Below are 15688 nucleotides of genomic sequence, written 5' to 3' on the forward strand. Positions count from 1 at the left end.
CCAACCGACGCTGCCGCCGAGCGGCGACCCGGTGCTGCTGCCGAAGCGGCCAAAGGGCCCGTCAAGGGCCCTGAGACGTGCGGAGACCCCGGAGGGAACTCCTCAGCTCACCGCGGCGTAGTTCTCGTAGACCTCGTCGTCGTCGAGAGGCACCACACCCGTGCCGCGCTCGTACTCCGAGCGCGCGGTCTCCAGCAGCCGGCGCCAGGAGGTCACCGTGGGCCGCCTGCGCAGCAGTGCGCGGCGCTCCCGCTCCGTCATGCCTCCCCACACGCCGAACTCGACGCGGTTGTCGAGCGCGTCGGCCAGGCACTCCGTACGCACCGGACATCCGGTGCACACCGCCTTGGCCCTGTTCTGCGCTGCTCCTTGAACGAACAGTTCATCCGGATCGGTAGTGCGGCAGGCCGCCTGCGCACTCCAGTCGGTTACCCAGCCCATACCGGCGCCGTCCTCTCCCGAATCGAGGCTCCCCCACGGCGGCAGCGGCATATTCACCGCCGCCAGTTGAGGACGTTACGGAAGGTGGGCACGGCGCAACACCCCCAGCGGGCCCAATCTTGAATGGCCCGAACGGACTATGGGTAAGCGGCAGATCACCCGGGGGAGTGAGCTGGCGACATACGTAACTTTCCCGGCAAACCAGGACAGTTCAGTTGCGTCACAACGGACGCCGTATGACACACAAGGCGGATTCGGACACGACCCCACCAAAAAAGTTGGGGAACACCCGGAACGATTCGGGGTCGCCGGACGTATTGATACGTGACCTCACTGCTGTGACAGTTGAGAGCAGCTTAGGCCAATGCCTATACGCCTGTCCGGCGAATGAGAACGTAGGCTGCCCTCATGCCAAAGAAGCGCTCGGGCGGTGGTCTGTCTCCCACGCAGCAGGCCGCCAAGTTCCTCGGTGTCAGTGTCCTCGCGGGGGCCGTGCTGGCCGGTATCGCGCTGCCCGCGGTGGGCGCGCTGGGGCTGGCGGCGAAGGGATCGGTCGAGAGCTTCGACGAGCTCCCGGCCAACCTCAAGACGCCGCCGCTGAGCCAGCGCACCACCATCCTCGACGCCGACGGCGGCCAGATCGCCACCGTCTACTCGCGCGACCGCACGGTGGTCCCCCTCAAGGACATCGCGCCGGACATGCAGAAGGCGATCGTCGCGATCGAGGACTCGCGCTTCTACCAGCACGGCGCGGTCGACCTGAAGGGCGTCCTGCGCGCCCTCAACAAGAACGCCCAGAGCGGTGGAGTCTCCGAGGGCGCCTCCACCCTGACGCAGCAGTACGTGAAGAACGTCTTCGTCGAGGAGGCGGGCGACGACCCGACGAAGGTCGCGCAGGCCACCCAGCAGACCATCGGCCGCAAGATCCGCGAGCTCAAGTACGCGATCCAGGTCGAGGAGGAGCTGGGCAAGAAGAAGATCCTCGAGAACTACCTCAACATCACCTTCTTCGGCCAGCAGGCCTACGGCGTCGAGGCCGCGGCCCGGCGCTACTTCTCCAAGTCCGCCAAGGACCTGAACCTCCAGGAGTCGGCCCTCCTCGCCGGCATCGTCCAGTCGCCCAGCCGGTACGACCCGGTCAACGACGAGGCGGAGGCCACCAAGCGCCGCAACACCGTGCTGCGCCGGATGGCCGAGGTCGGCGACATCTCCCGGGCCCAGGCCGCCGAGGCGATGAAGGCGCCGCTGGGCCTGAAGGTCAGCAAGCCGAGAAACGGCTGCATCACGGCGGTCAAGGGCGCCGGCTTCTTCTGCGACTACGTGCGCGAGGTCTTCCTGACCGACCCGGTCTTCGGCAAGACCAGGGAGGCCCGGGCGAAGGTCTGGAACCAGGGCGGTCTCACCATCCGCACCACCATGGACCCGCAGGCGCAGGACTCGGCGCAGCGGTCCATCAAGGACCACGTCTACAAGAGCGACCCGGTGGCCACCGCCGTCACCCTCGTCGAACCCGGCACCGGCAAGATCCTGGCCATGGGCCAGTCGCGTCCGTACGGCTTCAAGAAGAACGAGACGCAGATCAACCTCTCCGTCGACCAGGCGATGGGCGGCGGCATGGGCTACCAGCCCGGTTCGACGTTCAAGCCGATCGTGGCCGCCGCCGCCCTCGAGGACGGCATGCCGGCCAACAAGGTGTACTCCTCGCCGTACCGGATGGCGTACCCGAGCCCGGTCGCGGCCTGCGACGGCAAGAAGTGGCTGAACGACCCCCGCAACCCGGCGAAGCTCGAGAACGAGAACTCTTCGGAGGTCGGCCCGTACGACATGAAGGAGGCGACCGCGAAGTCGGTCAACACCTACTACGTGCAGATGATCAGCGACATCGGCATCTGCCCGGTGACGACGATGGCGAAGAAGATGGGCGTCGTGCGGGCCGACGGCGACAAGATGCCCCAGGTGCCCTCCATCGCCCTCGGCACGCAGGAGATGTCCCCGCTGACCATGGCGAACGCGTATGCGACCTTCGCCTCGCGCGGCATGTACTGCACGCCGGTCGCCATCGAGTCGGTCAGCCAGCGGGTCGGTGACGACACCCGCAAGCTCGAGGTCCCGAAGTCGACGTGCTCGCGCGCGATGTCGGAGAAGACCGCCGACACGATCAACGCGCTGCTGAAGGGCGTCGTCGAGGACGGTACGGGCCGGAAGGCCGGTCTCGGGAACGGCCGGGACAGCGCCGGCAAGACCGGTACGACGGACGAGCGCTACGCGGCCTGGTTCGTGGGCTACACGCCGAACATGGCGGGCGCGGTGTGGGTCGGCGACCCGGCGCACAAGCGGAGGATGACCAACATCACCATCGGCGGCCGGCCGTACGACAAGGTCTTCGGTGGCGAGGTCCCCGGCCCCATCTGGAAGGACATGATGTACGGGGCGCTGGAGGGCAAGCCCGTCGAGAGCTTCAACACCGTCCACATCCCCGACGGCATCGACCGGGACCGCGGCGACGACAACGGCGGCGGGGGCGGCCGCGACGACGGGGACAACGGCGACAACGACGGCTTCATCGGCGGCCTGGTCGGCGGCAACAACAACGGCGGCGGGGGCGGCGATCCCGTCCCGACGCCTTCGTTCTCCATCCCCGAGGGATTCTTCCGGGGCCAGGACAACGGGGGCGGGAACGGCAACGGCGGGCGGTTCGGCTGAGCGGCCGGTGTGACCTGACGGGCGTGACCGGCGTAACCGAACCGGCGTGACCGAACGGGCGTGATCTGACAAGGGGCGGCCCTCCTGCTTCCCGGCTGGGAAGGAGGAGGGCCGCCCCTTGTTCTGTGAGCCGGTCTGTGCCGACCAAGTTCTGTGAGCCAGTCGGCGGAGACCAGGCTCAACAGGCCGGTCGGCGGAGACCAGGCTCGGTAAGACGGTGGCGGTGATCGCCGGCCGGTCAGCCGGCCAGCAGCTTCTTCACCGCGGCGGCGACACGGCCGCCCTCGGCCTGACCGGCCACCTTCGGGTTCACGATCTTCATGACCGCGCCCATGGCCCGCGGCCCCTCCGCACCGGCCGCCTTGGCCTCCTCGACGGCCTGGGCCACGATCCGCTGGAGCTCCTCGTCGGACAGCTGCTTGGGCAGGTACTCGGCGAGCACCTCACCCTCCGCCTTCTCCCGCTCGGCCTGCTCGGCGCGACCGCCCTGCGCGAAGGCCTCGGCCGCCTCACGCCGCTTCTTCGCCTCCCGGGTGATCACCTTCTGCACCTCGTCGTCGGAGAGCTCGCGCTTCTCCTTGCCCGCGACCTCCTCCTTCGTGATCGCGGCGAGCGTCAGCCGGAGCGTCGAGGAGCGCAGCTCGTCGCGCTCCTTGATCGCGGCGTTGAGGTCATCCTGCAGCTTCGACTTGAGCGTGGTCATGGGGTCGATTGTCGCAGGTGCGACGGAAAAGGCGCCCCTTGATTTACGGGACGTCGGCCCGCTCCCTCTACGGGACGGCAGGGCAAGGGCCGGTGTCGCCAGGCCAATTCGCGCACCGCCGGGCGCGGGCATCCCACGCGGTCTGACACGATGGTCGTATGCGCGCGCGATACGGAGTCCCCCTGGGAATCGCGGCGGCTGGTGCCGCCGGTCTGTTGTACGCGGCGGGCTTCGAGGCCCGCTCCTTCCGCCTCCGCCGGGTCACCGTCCCGGTCCTGCCCTCAGGGATGCGCCCCCTGCGCGTGCTCCAGGTGTCGGACATCCACATGGTGGGCGGCCAGCGCAAGAAGCAGCGCTGGCTGCGGTCCCTGGCGGGCCTGCGCCCCGACTTCGTGATCAACACGGGCGACAACCTCTCCGACCCGGAGGGCGTCCCGGAGGTCCTGGACGCGCTCGGCCCGCTGATGGAGTTCCCGGGCGCGTACGTCTTCGGCTCCAACGACTACTACGGCCCGAAGCTGCGCAACCCCGCCCGCTACCTGATGGAGAAGGCCCAGGGCCGCCACGGCCTGAACGGCAACCCGCCGGCCGTCGGCGCGGTGCACAACCCGTGGGAGGACCTGCGGGACGGTTTCGACGCGGCCGGCTGGCTCAACCTGACGAACACGCGCGGCACGCTCAAGGTCGAGGGCCTGTCGCTGGAGCTGACGGGCCTGGACGACCCGCACATCAAGAGGGACCGCTACGACCAGGTGGCCGGCGGCCCGTCGGACACGGCGGACTTCTCGATGGGCGTCGTCCACGCCCCGTACCTGCGCACCCTGGACGCCTTCACCGCTGACGACTACCCCCTGATCCTGGCCGGCCACACCCACGGCGGCCAGCTCTGCATCCCCTTCTACGGCGCCCTGGTCACCAACTGCGACCTGGACACGGACCGGGTGAAGGGCCTGTCCACACACACGGCGGAGGGCCGTACGTCGTACCTCCACGTGTCGGCGGGGTGCGGCACGAACCGCTACACGCCGGTACGGTTCGCCTGCCCGCCGGAGGCGACACTGCTGACGCTGGTGGGACGGGAGTAGCCCAGGGCGTCGAAGGGGCGTAGGGCGGGCCGGACCAGGCAAAGGCGGCAGGGGTAACCCACACAGCCGCACCCACATCGCCCCCTTTGTCCGGTTCTGTCAGCGTGGGGGCATGACAGCCCCGATACCCAGGGACCTCCCGGACCTCCCCGCGATCCCGCGCAAGCCCGCACTCCGGCCCTCCCCCGTCCCCGCCACGGCCGTCGTCACCCCGGTCCGCCGCCCCGCGGCAGCGGCCTACCGCCTGCTGATCGCCCTCGCGGCGGCCGCCGGCGTGACGCTCGAACTGCTCCTCGGTGACCCGTCCCGGGTCCTGGGCTACTTCGCGGTCCAGAGCAACATCCTGCTGGCCGTGGTCATGACCTTCTCGGCCCGCCGCGCGTGGACGGCCAGCCGCCCCCTGCCGGGTTCCGTCCTGGGCGCGACCCTGCTCTACGTCGTCATCGCGGCCCTCGTGCACCATCTGCTCCTGGTGAACGAGGCGAGCCCCTTCTCCCTCACGGGCGAGGCCGCGACCCCGAAGGGCTGGCAGGCCCTGGCCCACCACACGCTCCACACGGTGACGCCGATCGCGGCCGTACTGGACTGGCTCCTGCTCACGACCCCCGGCCGCCTGCACCTGCGCCACGCCCCGACCTGGCTGCTCTACCCCCTGGCCTACCTGGCCTTCTCCCTCACCCGGGGCGAACTGCTCCTCCCCGGCACTCCCGACCGCTACCTCTACCCCTTCCTGGACGTCGGCCAGGACGGCTACAAGCGCGTCCTCGGCAACGCCCTCCTCCTGGGCCTCTCCTTCTACGCCCTGGCCGTCCTCCTCGTGGCCCTGGACCACGCCCGCCCGAACCCCATCCGCCACCGCGGGAAAACCGGATTTCGTGTCTAGCGACCGGTGGGCTAAAGTAAACGTCGTCGCCGCGAGAGCAGCGACATCGGGGTGTAGCGCAGCTTGGCAGCGCGCTTCGTTCGGGACGAAGAGGTCGTGGGTTCAAATCCCGCCACCCCGACAGCTAAGTAGCAGATCAGAGGGCCCTTACCGAATCGGTAAGGGCCCTCTGGCGTTGCTGCGTGTCTATCTGCGTGACTACCGCTCTGAATCCCGCTTGAAGATGCCGTCCATAACCACCGCGCCGGTCTGGATCACGGGCCGGATCTGCTTCCGGTACACCTCCTCGGTCACGGCCGTGCCGGAGTGACCGACGAGGCGGGAGATCTCCTCCAGCGGAACACCTCGGTCGGACAGCAGGGACACGAAGCTGTGGCGGAGCTCCCTCGGTGTCCACTCGTCGGCGTTGATCCCCTCGGCGTCCTTGAGCGCCTGGCGGAAGGCCCGCCGGACGTTGGTGGCGTCGAGCGGCTTGCCGACGGCCGAGGAGAAGACCAGTCCGTATTCCTCCCAGCTGTCGCCAGCGGCGAGCCGCTCCCAGCCTTGGTCCTCGAACTGCTGCCACAGGACATCGACGCAACGCGCCGGCAGAGCGAGCGTTCGCCCGGACTTCCGGGTCTTGGTGTCCCCGCCGCGCCGGACCGAGCGCCACACGGCGATGTGCGGGGGCTGCGGCGGATCGGCGTCCGGCCTGCCCTTGAGGAAGACGTGGTCCCAGGTCAGCGCCCGCAGCTCCTCAGTGCGGGCACCGGTCAGCAGGGCGACGACGATGTACGCGTGCATCGAGGTTCCCTCGGCCGCCTTGAGTACCGCCTCGGCCTGGGCCAAGGTGAGCGCCTTGGACGGTCGCCCGGCCTGGCCCTGGGGCACGGAGCACAGCTCGACGACGTTGCGCTTCACCTTGTCCCGCGCCATGGCCCGCTTGACCGAGCGGTTCAGGCAGGAGTGGACGGACTGCAGCGTGCGGGTGCTGAGCGTCTTGGCCTTGGCGGCCAGCCAGCGGTCGACGTCCTCCGCACTGAGGTCGCGGAGCTTCCGGGCGCCCAGAGCGGGGATCACGTGGTTCTGGCTCAGGATGGTGCAGGTCTCGACGGTGCCCGGGTCACGACCCGCCAGGCCGAAGGCAAGCCAGTCGTTCACGGCGTCGGCGACGGTGTAGCCCGTGGGCGCGATCGCAAGACCGTCTTCGTGGTCCCGCAGCACCTCCTTGAGCTTGTTCTTCGCCTCTGTCTTGGTCCTGCCACTCCCCCGCTTCACGATCCGCTTGCCGCTCGGATCAAAGCCAAGGTTCGCCGTGGCGACCCAACGCTGTCTCTTCTCGTCCCAGTGGAGCCCACCGTCGCCGCGGCTGCGTCGCTTGGTCATCAGGCGGCCTCCTCCAGCTGGTGCTGGATGAAGTCGCGTACCGCGTCGGCGGGTATCCGGCGAGCTCCGTCAATCTTGATGGAGGCCAGCCGGTGCGTACGGATCAGGTCGTAGACCTTGGAGCGTCCGACCTTGAGCCGTGTCATGACGTCCGACACCGTCAGCAGTTCAAGGGTGGCAGTGGTCATGCTGCGGCTCCTTCCAGGGCGAGTTGGTCGTGTAGGGCTTCGCGGGCGGTTTCGCGGTTGAGTTGTAGGTCGCGGGCGATGGTGGCGGCGAGGGCGGATTCGCCGGGGGTGTGGCCGTGTCCGGCGTACTGCCAGTCGGCCAGGACCAGGACGGTGTCTGGCTCGACGTCCTCCAGGTCGAGGACGGCGTGTTCCTGGGCGGCGCGGTAGTCGGCGCGAGCCTGGCGAAGGGCGCCGAGGGTGGTGGAGTAGCGGCGGGACTTGGAGGAGAAGTGGCCGCGAAAGCCGAGCATGTGAGCCCAAGCCCACAGGCGCCGGTCGGGGTAGAGCGGGTCGAGCACCTTGCAGGCCTCGATGAGGCGGCGGGTGTGGGCCGGGACCTGATGACGGTCGAGTTCGGAGAGTTCGCCGATGCGGCGGTCCAGGGTGCCGGTGTTCTCGGCAGCCTTGCTCCGTCACCTGCTCCGCTCCTTCGACGTCCGCCGCGACGACCTCAGCTCGTTCCGCCGGGTACGCGCCTCGATGCACGACCTCATGTGCCTGCGCACCGCTCTCTCCTACGGCTCCGGACACTGGAATCCGGTGCTCGCTCCCGGGGAGCGCCAGGGCTACCGACGGTGGGCGGTCGCCGACCAGGCCGAAGTGGCGGCCAGTCTCGCCGAGGACCTGACCGGCCTCGTCGAGGACGGCCTGGCCGAATCGGTCGGCGTCGTATGCCGGAAGCTGGAGACCTGTCTCGCCGCGCTCGACTGCGCGGCGGCCGGCCATCCCGTCCTGGGCGACAAGTGGCTGCCGCTGCTCGTCGGCGCGCCGCCCCGCCCGTCGATCAACCCGGCTCGCGGGGAGACGTGGGAGTGGTTCCGTCCGGTTCAGCGACGCGTGGCCAGAGCGCTCCTGGGCTGCTGGCCCGTCGACGACCCGCTGCAGAAGCCTCCCAGTCTGGGCGCCCCAGACGCCGGCTGGCTGCCCCAGCGGTACGCCGACGGGTGGTTCCTTCGCCGCGGCGACGCCCACAGCCCCATCACCGGCGGACAGCTTCTCGGATGGCTGTCCGCGGTCTCCACCGATGGCGCGTAGACCGCGCCTCTCCTCCTCGGGAGGCTTCTGATGCCCGTCACCCGCACCGCCCCTACGGACCTGGAGAGTCTCTACGCCCCGTTGTCGAACACCGGGCCGGACACGGCGGTCTCCGTCATCCTCAAGCTCCGGGGAGAGACCTGCGACATCGACTGCCTGTACTGCTTCGAGAAGCGCAAGGAGGCACCGGGCGGCGCCCGGCTCAGCGCGGCACAGGTCCACCGCCTCGGTTCGATCTTCTCCGGGCGCCCGCTCAGCATCGAACTCCACGGCGGGGAGCCCCTGACCGCCGGCCGGGAGCGGATCGCGGAGCTCCTGGACGCGCTCGCCGCACAGCCGAACGTCCTCCGCGTGAGCCTCCAGACTAACGGCCTCCGGCTCGACGACGCGTGGGTGGACCTGTTCGAGCGGCACTGCCCGGAGCTGGAGATCGGCATCTCCCTCGACGGGGACGCGCTTGGGAACTCGTGGCGCGTCGGGTACGACGGCCGCCCCACGTACCCCCGAGTGGTCGAAGCCCTGGAACTCCTCGGCCGTCGGGAACGCAACGTCGGCGTCATCTGCGCCGTCACCCCGTACGTCCTCGGCCGGGCCTCCGAGGTCATGGAGCACCTCGCCTCCTTTCCCGCCGTGACGACGGTCAGCCTGGTGCCGTGTTTCGACGCGGCGGTCACCCGGTCGACCATGGTGGTCGGATCCCGTGCGCCGACCAGTCGGGCACTCCAGCGACGAGCCATCGGTCCCACCGGCCCGGCCTGGGCCGTCACGCCTCGGCAGTACGCCGACTTCGTGTTGGAGGCCGCCCACCACTGGGTCACCGACGGCCTGTTCCGCCGCGTCAAGCTGGAGCCCGTCGTCTCCGTCATCCGCCGTCTGAAGGGTCTGCAGACGCGTTCCTGCCACTTCTCCGACTTGAAGTGCGACCACGTCCTCACCCTCTATCCCGACGACCGCCTGGGAAGCTGTGACGAGCTGCCCTGGCCGCAGGCCGGCCTCGCCGCACTCGGCGACATGCACGCCGAGGCGGACATAGCCGGCGCCCAGGGCGGCTCTCCCTTGCTTCAGCAGGCACGCTCCTTGGTCACGAAGTGCACGACCTGCGACTACCGCGATTCCTGCGGCGCAGGCTGCCCGGCGGTCCGCCTCCGCTTCGCCGCCGCGGGCGACGAAGACGCGTACTGCGACCACCGCATGCGCCTGATCGACGGCGTCGCCGCCCTCCTCGCCCAGCCGAGTTTCCCGCCCGGCGCCTCCTGTTCCCGGCTTCGCTGGCGTCCCGTCCGCCCCAATGACATGCAGCACGTCGCGGCGTTCATGGCCCGCTGGGACGACCCCACTGTGCCCCGCAAGCCCGCACGCCTGCAGGTCAGCGCCCAGGGCAACATCAACACGGTCGGTCTCCCCGGCGTGCACGAGGCAGACGATCTCGACCCCCACCATCCCCAGTGGTACGAGGGCATCGAACCCGGCATCCGCCCGGTCGTCGACGAACTCACCACAGGCTGGAACGCCATCACCTATGACAGCTGCCAAGGCCACGCGTACGCCGACCTCCCCGGAGCCGAGCCCCGCTTCCTCTCGGTCGGCATCCTGCCGCGCGACCGCGACGAGTACGCGCGTACGGCAGCGCGCCTGTGCCGGGCCGCTGGCCGAGCCGAGCCCTCTCTGCCCGGGACCTGTTCCCTGGTCCTCGGCCGCAGCGAGCTCACCTGCCGCACCACCGGCCGGGCGTACCCGACGCTCGACCTCCATCTCGTACCCGCTGCCGGCACCGCTCCTGCCGAGTACTTCGAGGATGTCGCTCAGGCCGTGCACGTCCTCACGGAGGCCCTGGCCGAGGCCGCCTCTGCCCCGCCGTCCACCCTCTGTGTCTGCGCGACCGAAGCCGCCCGCTCCAGCGATGGAGGCGAGCAGTGATCCACATCGCCGAGACGCTGTCCATCCGGACCGTGGAGAGCTTCCTCAAACCGAACGAGATCGATCGCCTCAACGACGTCATGGACGGCGCGCTCGGCTCCTTCGGGCGCGACCGGTACGGCGCGGGCCGCCATACGACCATCCACGAGATCCCCGGTCGCTCCCCCTCCGAGGCGCAGGACGTCTACGAGCCGGCCGGCCGGATCGAGATGACCGACATCCCGTACGAGGCGACCACCCTCCTCGACCAAGCCCTCAAGCTCCACATGGCCGCCGTCACGCGCACCCTGCCTTCGGTCACCGGCCACCGGCCATGGATCTACCTCGAATACGGCGCCAGCCAGTACATCACCCCGCATGCGGACGGCATCGCCCCCGATCCCCTGACCCGTCCCCGGCAGATCGCGGCCGCGACGGTCACGCTCACCGACCTCCAGGACACCGGCGGGGCGTTCTATGTGGAGACCACGGGCAGCGACGCCGTCTGGACCGCAGACGAGGCACCGACTGAGTCGGGTTACGCCCACGGGATGCGCTTCGCACACGACGGGACGGACATTTCCTCCCCCTGGTTCCGCACCATGCCCCGCACCCGATGGAGCGTCACACCTGCACCCGGCACGCTCGTGGTCTTCGGCAGCCAGCTCATTCACGGCACAGAACCTGTCCGTGCCGGCCGCGTCCGCAAGTTCCTCACGCTCTTCGTCTCCGAGTAGGAAGCTTCGCCGCCATGACCGGACCCCGCGGCCCGCCTCACGGCCACCCGCCCCCAACCCACGGCCCCGACCAGAGGAGAGAGCGAGCAGTGGCAGAAGACAAGACGTTCGACGAGTTCCTGGAGGCAGTCGCGTCCCTGCGCGACAGCGACCCCGTGCGCACCACCGCGCACACCTCCAACGCGGCCACCGAGACCTGGCTGGCCACCACGGTGCAGCCCAACGCCGCTGAGCCCACCACCGAGACCTGACCCGCCACGGGGCCGGGCCCGTCCCGGTCCGGCCCCGTTCCACCCCGGAGTCCCAGATGAGCGCTCTCTCCCCGGAAGCCCTGGTCACCGTCGGCGGAATCGCCGACCACCAGCGCCTCCGGACCAGCCGTATCGCCTCCGTACTCGGCAACCGCCTCGGCTCGTCCGCCCTCGACTACGCCGTGGCCCACCACCTGCTCGAAGGCGCCGAACACGCGGCGCGCACCCGGCACGCGGACCGCCTCGCCTGGTACCGCCGTACGACGGTACGAGACCTGACCCACCTGTCGGCCGGCCCACACCTCGTGCTCAGCCCGTGTCCCGCGGACCTGCTCCGCTCAGAGATCTCCGAAACCGCGTACTACCTCGTCGGCCCCGACACCAACCCTGCCCCACCCGAGGCCCTCGGCCTCGTTGGTGCCGCGATCGCGTCCGCGACCGAGCACGGCTTCGGGACCCTGCTCACCCAGCACGCCCCCGTCGTTTGCCTGCTCAACCATCGCCGACTTGACGAGACACTCCACAGTTGGGCCCTCACCCGCCTCCCGGGCACCGTCTTCACCGACTACACGGGCCACCCCGAGGTCTTGGCCCGCGACCTGATTCACGAGGCCGCCCACAACTGGCTCAACGACGCCCTGGTCGCGTACGACGTGAGCCTCCCCGCTGAAGTCACCTTCTTCTCCCCTTGGCGAGACACGCAGCGTTCCGTCTTCGGCTTCCTCCACGCGTGCTGGGCCTTTTCCCTCACCGTGCTGTACGCACGGGAGGCGCGGCGCAGAGCCAGGGGCGCCGTCGTACCCTTCCTCGACGCCCACCTTCGGAAGCAGGCGGTCCAGTTCGCTGCCACTGCCAAGTGCTTGGATCAGGCCCTCTCGTACGTGTCGGCAAATGAAATCCGTGAACACATCGGCCGCGCAGTAGGCAAGGTCTTGGGTCCCGCGTAGTAAGCGTCTGAGTTCGGTGGTGACCCTGGGGCTCAGCATTCGACTGCCTCAGCGTGCACGGCAAACGACAGCCACCGTGTGTACGGAACATGTGTTGTGGTCACGCACCAGCCCCTTCCGGGGTCTTCCCTGTCGGCCCCGGCGAACTGGCGGATGGTCGGCCACAGTGCCGACGGAGGCGGCATTCCGTTCCGCCGCCCTCCTGCGGATACTGGCCGCCATGACTTCGTCTCCGCAGGAAGAGATCAAGAACGCTGCACAGGCCATCTCGGACATGCGTGTCGCAACGGTTCCCGGTGAGCATGCCCGTGCCGTCGGCCACGCCGCGGCCAACCTTTACTCGGGCGCCGGGCACCGACTCCTGTACGCGCCGTCAGAACTGCGGCAGCTGATCACCGAGGCTATCGAGGTCGGTTATGCGGCAGCTCTGCAGGACGTACGTAATGGCGGCTTCGACAGCGACATCCTGGAGTGGCGGCCCACCCTGTTCGAGGCGTAGGCCGAGGCAACTGCGACACCGGATCCGGTCACTCCGGCGAGACCACGCGGGGGTGGAGCGAACTGCTCCACCCCCGCACCTGCCTACGTTCCCTCTCTACGCCGTTGCTTCTCCCTCTTCGCCTTCATCCCCACTTCCTGGCTCCGCATCAGCTACCTCGCGCCGATACTGCGGGTGGTCGAGGTCCATTTGCCGTGCTGCATGCAGCGGCACCGGGTAGCGGGCGCGGTCGGACCAGAAGAGGGTCTGGTGGCACAGACGGGCGGTCATAGCCGACAGTGCCTCACGTGCCTCGTCGGACGGTCCCCCGATGGGAAGGATCTCGGTGGCGGTCATGGCGTAGAAGTTCTGCGGCATCTCGCCCTTGCGGCGCTTTGACCGGTCCTCTGACTGCACGGATTTCTCCGCTTCCCATCGAGTGCGCTTGGAGCCCAGTCGACCGGCGCCGCTGCCGTCGTAGGCGCGAGGCACATTGCACAGCAGCCATACCGGCGTTCCGAAGTCCGTGTCGACTTCGAAGAGCAGCGTCGAGGTGTCCTTCTCAACGGGTTCGGCGCCGTCCTTCTTGCCCAGGTGGGTGACGCTGACGGGCTGTGGCACTTCTTCGTCGTCCGTGTTTAGGCGGATGACGGCCAGCGGGGCGTCCTGGCCGAGGCGTGCTCCGGGAAGCTGGTATCGGCTGCGGTTGCCGTCAGTTCCTGCCTGCGCGAGATGTTCGCCGAGGCGAAGGTTCTGCAAGCCGTCCCACATGCGTCGCGCGGACTGCGCGTCCACGGTGACTGTGTAGGGCACGCCGTCCAGCTCGTCGGCGAGGTCGCCGAGGGCGCGCTCCACCATATCGGCTGCACCGTCCCACTTCTGCCGATAGCTCGCGGTCTCCGCGGAAGGTTCGGGATATGGGTGGGTGTGGAAGGCGTTCTGAGCCGAGCGGTACGGCCGCCATACCGGTGCCGTGGAACTCCAGCCGAGCAGGGACCATGCCCCTTCCGGGGACTGGGGCGGGACCAACGCGGTGGCCGTAACGACGATCTTGGGTTCGCCCTTCTCGCCGTAGCGTCGGTTCTGCTGTCGTACATGCACGCCGACATGGGCCAGCCGGTCGACCGGGAATCCGCTCGTGCCCTGAAGAGCATTGGAGATCCGCTCGTCAGTGATGCCGAGGGAGCGGTACAGGTCGAGCAGAGCCATCTGCGCCGGGTGGTCTTCGCCGCCCGGCTCGATGACACCTTCCTTTCCGCGGCCCATCAGGTACTGCGACGGAACGTCGAGACGAGCCAGGATCGCCTTCGTCTGCGGCTTGGCATCCAGATCGTCCAGGTCACGAGCGTCGATGCCAGGGAAGTCATCGGCGTGCGGCAATTCGGTCTCGCACCACGCGCCGATCAGGACACCGTCACGGGACCTGAGTGAGGCGCTCACAGCCCCCAGCGCTTCTGCCCGGTCCCGCCCGCGACCCGGCCGCAGGAAATCCGGCACGTAATGGAAGACGGCTGTGATGCGGCCCTGGTAGAAGTCGAGCTCGACGCCCTCCTGGGTGTCAAGGCCGACGGGGCTGAGTCCTAATGCGTGGCAGAACGTCTGCAGCATGCGCTGCCGGGTCTCGTCCCGATACCACAGGCAAGCGATGCGGAGCTTCTTGAAGCCAGCCTCGGCGACGGAGACGCAGAGCGACTCTGCTGACGGGAAGAGGCTGCCCCGCGGGCGCAGTGGCTCCTTGCTGCCGGTCCGCTCGCGCTCCTCTTTGCGTCGCTTGTACTCCTGGGCCGAGACCTTTTCAGGGTCGGTGGGGCGTCGCGGCAGGGTCATCGCGGACTGGCGCAGGGACAGCCGCTGAGCATCATCGCCGAAGACAGCGTCTGCATGAGCACGCAGGAGCCTCAGGTGGTGCATGCCCACGCCCGTTCCGATGGGGTGTTGGTAGTTCTTCGCGGGGATGGGCCAGATCTGGCCCGGGTGCTCGCGGGGGAACTGGAGCTTCTCCTTGAAAGCCCTGGCCCGCTCGCGAAGCTTCTGCTCGCGCTCGGAACGCTTGGCGATGGACTGCAGAATCGAGTAGTCCATCTCCAGTCGGCCGAGCGCTTGCAGGGTCTGCCGCGGGATCGTCTTTGTGCCGCCGCGCCCGTTGAGCTTGACCTCCAGGATCGGGCGGCCCTCTCCGGGTTGGACGGCAAGTGCTGTGGAGCTGAAGATCAGCGAGGACGAGATGCGGGAGACGCGCGCGTCCAAGAGCAGCACGGGATGCTGCACGTTCGGCAGGGTCTTGAGACGCACCGCCGTTCGGCACACGGCGTAGCGACCGCCGCTCTCGTTCTCCCAGGGATCGTCCAACGCCACCAGGCCGCCGGTGATATCGGGACGCAGTGTGATCTCTCGGCCGTTGGAGAGCTGGAAGGGAACGGCTGCGAGACGCTCTGCCAGCCCCCACCCCACGCTCTTGTAGAGCCAGTTAGGGGCATCCGGTTGTGTTCCCTTGGCCCCCGCCAGGTGCTCCTCCAGAGCGAATTCCTGCTCCGGAGTCCTCGCGATGCGCACCGCGAGATCGGGCGGCTGCCTCAGGTCGATCACCTCTACCTGTTCACCGAGGGCGAGGCCGTACGTCAGGGTGAAGGCTTTGCACAGCAGATCGCTGTCGATCGGCTGCCGGGATACCAGGAACGGCGCCGCGCCCTTGGGCTCGAAGTACACATACCCGCCAGTGATCACCTGGAGCACGGTCGTGGCGATGGTGTACGGAGCCTGGGCCTCCTCCTTGCCGAAGCGCTTCCTGCACTGGGCGGTGAAGGTGGCCCACAGCTTGACCGTCTCCGTGTCCAGCTGGCGCACGTGAACCGTCGCATCGCCCACCAGAGCGGGAGTGCAGCGGTAAGCCAGTGTGTGCAGGTACTTGCCCGGCTCGAGGTTCTGGTCGTTCAC

The 15688-nt window shown here is 68.8% G+C and carries 14 protein-coding genes, 1 tRNA gene and 1 pseudogene; 10 read left to right on the plus strand and 6 right to left on the minus strand.

What is annotated here, in order from left to right; genetic code table 11:
- Positions 1-102: 102 nt before the first annotated feature.
- Positions 103-441 (minus strand): transcriptional regulator WblA, encoded by a 339-nt coding sequence (gene wblA / locus ABZ386_RS16465; protein WP_031115994.1) that lies wholly within the window; start codon positions 439-441, stop codon positions 103-105.
- 408 nt (positions 442-849) lie between these two features.
- Between wblA and ABZ386_RS16470 the strand changes: the two genes are divergently transcribed.
- A complete protein-coding gene (locus ABZ386_RS16470; RefSeq protein WP_358964944.1) occupies positions 850-3144 on the plus strand; it encodes a transglycosylase domain-containing protein in 2295 nt (764 codons plus the stop codon).
- Between the two features lie 238 nt (positions 3145-3382).
- On the opposite strand, the gene ABZ386_RS16475 is transcribed toward ABZ386_RS16470, so the two are convergent.
- Positions 3383-3847 (minus strand): GatB/YqeY domain-containing protein, encoded by a 465-nt coding sequence (locus tag ABZ386_RS16475; RefSeq protein WP_114254482.1) that lies wholly within the window; start codon positions 3845-3847, stop codon positions 3383-3385.
- 158 nt (positions 3848-4005) lie between these two features.
- Here ABZ386_RS16475 and ABZ386_RS16480 point away from each other — a divergent pair, with 158 nt between their 5' ends.
- From ABZ386_RS16480 to ABZ386_RS16490, 3 genes are all read left to right on the plus strand, one after another.
- Positions 4006-4932, plus strand: coding sequence for a metallophosphoesterase (locus ABZ386_RS16480; protein WP_351339539.1), 927 nt, complete (start codon positions 4006-4008; stop codon positions 4930-4932).
- 112 nt (positions 4933-5044) lie between these two features.
- Positions 5045-5815, plus strand: coding sequence for a Pr6Pr family membrane protein (locus ABZ386_RS16485; protein ID WP_355715356.1), 771 nt, complete (start codon positions 5045-5047; stop codon positions 5813-5815).
- A gap of 47 nt (positions 5816-5862) precedes the next feature.
- A tRNA-Pro gene (locus ABZ386_RS16490) sits at positions 5863-5936 on the plus strand.
- A gap of 77 nt (positions 5937-6013) precedes the next feature.
- Here ABZ386_RS16490 and ABZ386_RS16495 read toward each other — a convergent pair.
- The 3 genes and pseudogenes from ABZ386_RS16495 to repSA form a co-directional block, all read right to left on the minus strand.
- Positions 6014-7180 carry a site-specific integrase gene (locus ABZ386_RS16495; protein ID WP_358964945.1) on the minus strand — a complete coding sequence of 389 codons (1167 nt, stop codon included), beginning with the start codon at positions 7178-7180 and terminating at the stop codon, positions 6014-6016.
- Positions 7180-7368, minus strand: coding sequence for a helix-turn-helix domain-containing protein (locus ABZ386_RS16500; protein ID WP_358964946.1), 189 nt, complete (start codon positions 7366-7368; stop codon positions 7180-7182). Before ABZ386_RS16500 ends, ABZ386_RS16495 begins: the two co-directional genes overlap by 1 nt.
- Positions 7365-7820: pseudogene (gene repSA, locus ABZ386_RS16505) on the minus strand (replication initiator protein RepSA); the annotation flags it as partial. The pseudogene repSA and the gene ABZ386_RS16500, both read right to left, overlap by 4 nt.
- Here repSA and ABZ386_RS16510 point away from each other — a divergent pair.
- The 6 genes from ABZ386_RS16510 (at position 7780) to ABZ386_RS16535 (ending at position 12775) form a co-directional block, all read left to right on the plus strand.
- On the plus strand, positions 7780-8445 hold the full coding sequence (locus ABZ386_RS16510; protein WP_358964947.1) for a hypothetical protein: 666 nt from the start codon (positions 7780-7782) through the stop codon (positions 8443-8445). The pseudogene repSA and the gene ABZ386_RS16510 overlap by 41 nt on opposite strands.
- A 30-nt stretch (positions 8446-8475) precedes the next feature.
- Positions 8476-10362, plus strand: coding sequence for a radical SAM protein (locus ABZ386_RS16515; protein WP_358964948.1), 1887 nt, complete (start codon positions 8476-8478; stop codon positions 10360-10362).
- Positions 10359-11078 carry a 2OG-Fe(II) oxygenase gene (locus tag ABZ386_RS16520; RefSeq protein WP_358964949.1) on the plus strand — a complete coding sequence of 240 codons (720 nt, stop codon included), beginning with the start codon at positions 10359-10361 and terminating at the stop codon, positions 11076-11078. Before ABZ386_RS16515 ends, ABZ386_RS16520 begins: the two co-directional genes overlap by 4 nt.
- Positions 11079-11167: 89 nt before the next feature.
- Complete coding sequence (locus tag ABZ386_RS16525; RefSeq protein ID WP_162602684.1) at positions 11168-11329, plus strand: hypothetical protein; 162 nt, start codon at positions 11168-11170, stop codon at positions 11327-11329.
- 56 nt (positions 11330-11385) lie between these two features.
- Positions 11386-12276 (plus strand): HEXXH motif-containing putative peptide modification protein, encoded by an 891-nt coding sequence (locus ABZ386_RS16530; protein ID WP_358964950.1) that lies wholly within the window; start codon positions 11386-11388, stop codon positions 12274-12276.
- A 220-nt stretch (positions 12277-12496) separates the two neighbouring features.
- Complete coding sequence (locus ABZ386_RS16535) at positions 12497-12775, plus strand: hypothetical protein (protein ID WP_158714642.1); 279 nt, start codon at positions 12497-12499, stop codon at positions 12773-12775.
- Positions 12776-12871: 96 nt separating this feature from the next.
- On the opposite strand, the gene ABZ386_RS16540 is transcribed toward ABZ386_RS16535, so the two are convergent.
- Entirely contained in the window at positions 12872-15688 is a 2817-nt protein-coding gene (locus ABZ386_RS16540) for an RNaseH domain-containing protein (protein ID WP_358964951.1), read from the minus strand.

The sequence above is a fragment of the Streptomyces sp. NPDC006140 genome (assembly GCF_040628815.1).
Classification (GTDB): domain Bacteria; phylum Actinomycetota; class Actinomycetes; order Streptomycetales; family Streptomycetaceae; genus Streptomyces.

Coding starts and splice junctions, on each gene's coding strand:
- wblA (WP_031115994.1), bottom strand. CDS start 441: ATGGGCTGGGTAACCGACTGGAGTGCGCAGGCGGCCTGCCGCACTACC.
- ABZ386_RS16470 (WP_358964944.1), top strand. CDS start 850: ATGCCAAAGAAGCGCTCGGGCGGTGGTCTGTCTCCCACGCAGCAGGCC.
- ABZ386_RS16475 (WP_114254482.1), bottom strand. CDS start 3,847: ATGACCACGCTCAAGTCGAAGCTGCAGGATGACCTCAACGCCGCGATC.
- ABZ386_RS16480 (WP_351339539.1), top strand. CDS start 4,006: ATGCGCGCGCGATACGGAGTCCCCCTGGGAATCGCGGCGGCTGGTGCC.
- ABZ386_RS16485 (WP_355715356.1), top strand. CDS start 5,045: ATGACAGCCCCGATACCCAGGGACCTCCCGGACCTCCCCGCGATCCCG.
- ABZ386_RS16495 (WP_358964945.1), bottom strand. CDS start 7,180: ATGACCAAGCGACGCAGCCGCGGCGACGGTGGGCTCCACTGGGACGAG.
- ABZ386_RS16500 (WP_358964946.1), bottom strand. CDS start 7,368: ATGACCACTGCCACCCTTGAACTGCTGACGGTGTCGGACGTCATGACA.
- ABZ386_RS16510 (WP_358964947.1), top strand. CDS start 7,780: ATGCGGCGGTCCAGGGTGCCGGTGTTCTCGGCAGCCTTGCTCCGTCAC.
- ABZ386_RS16515 (WP_358964948.1), top strand. CDS start 8,476: ATGCCCGTCACCCGCACCGCCCCTACGGACCTGGAGAGTCTCTACGCC.
- ABZ386_RS16530 (WP_358964950.1), top strand. CDS start 11,386: ATGAGCGCTCTCTCCCCGGAAGCCCTGGTCACCGTCGGCGGAATCGCC.
- ABZ386_RS16535 (WP_158714642.1), top strand. CDS start 12,497: ATGACTTCGTCTCCGCAGGAAGAGATCAAGAACGCTGCACAGGCCATC.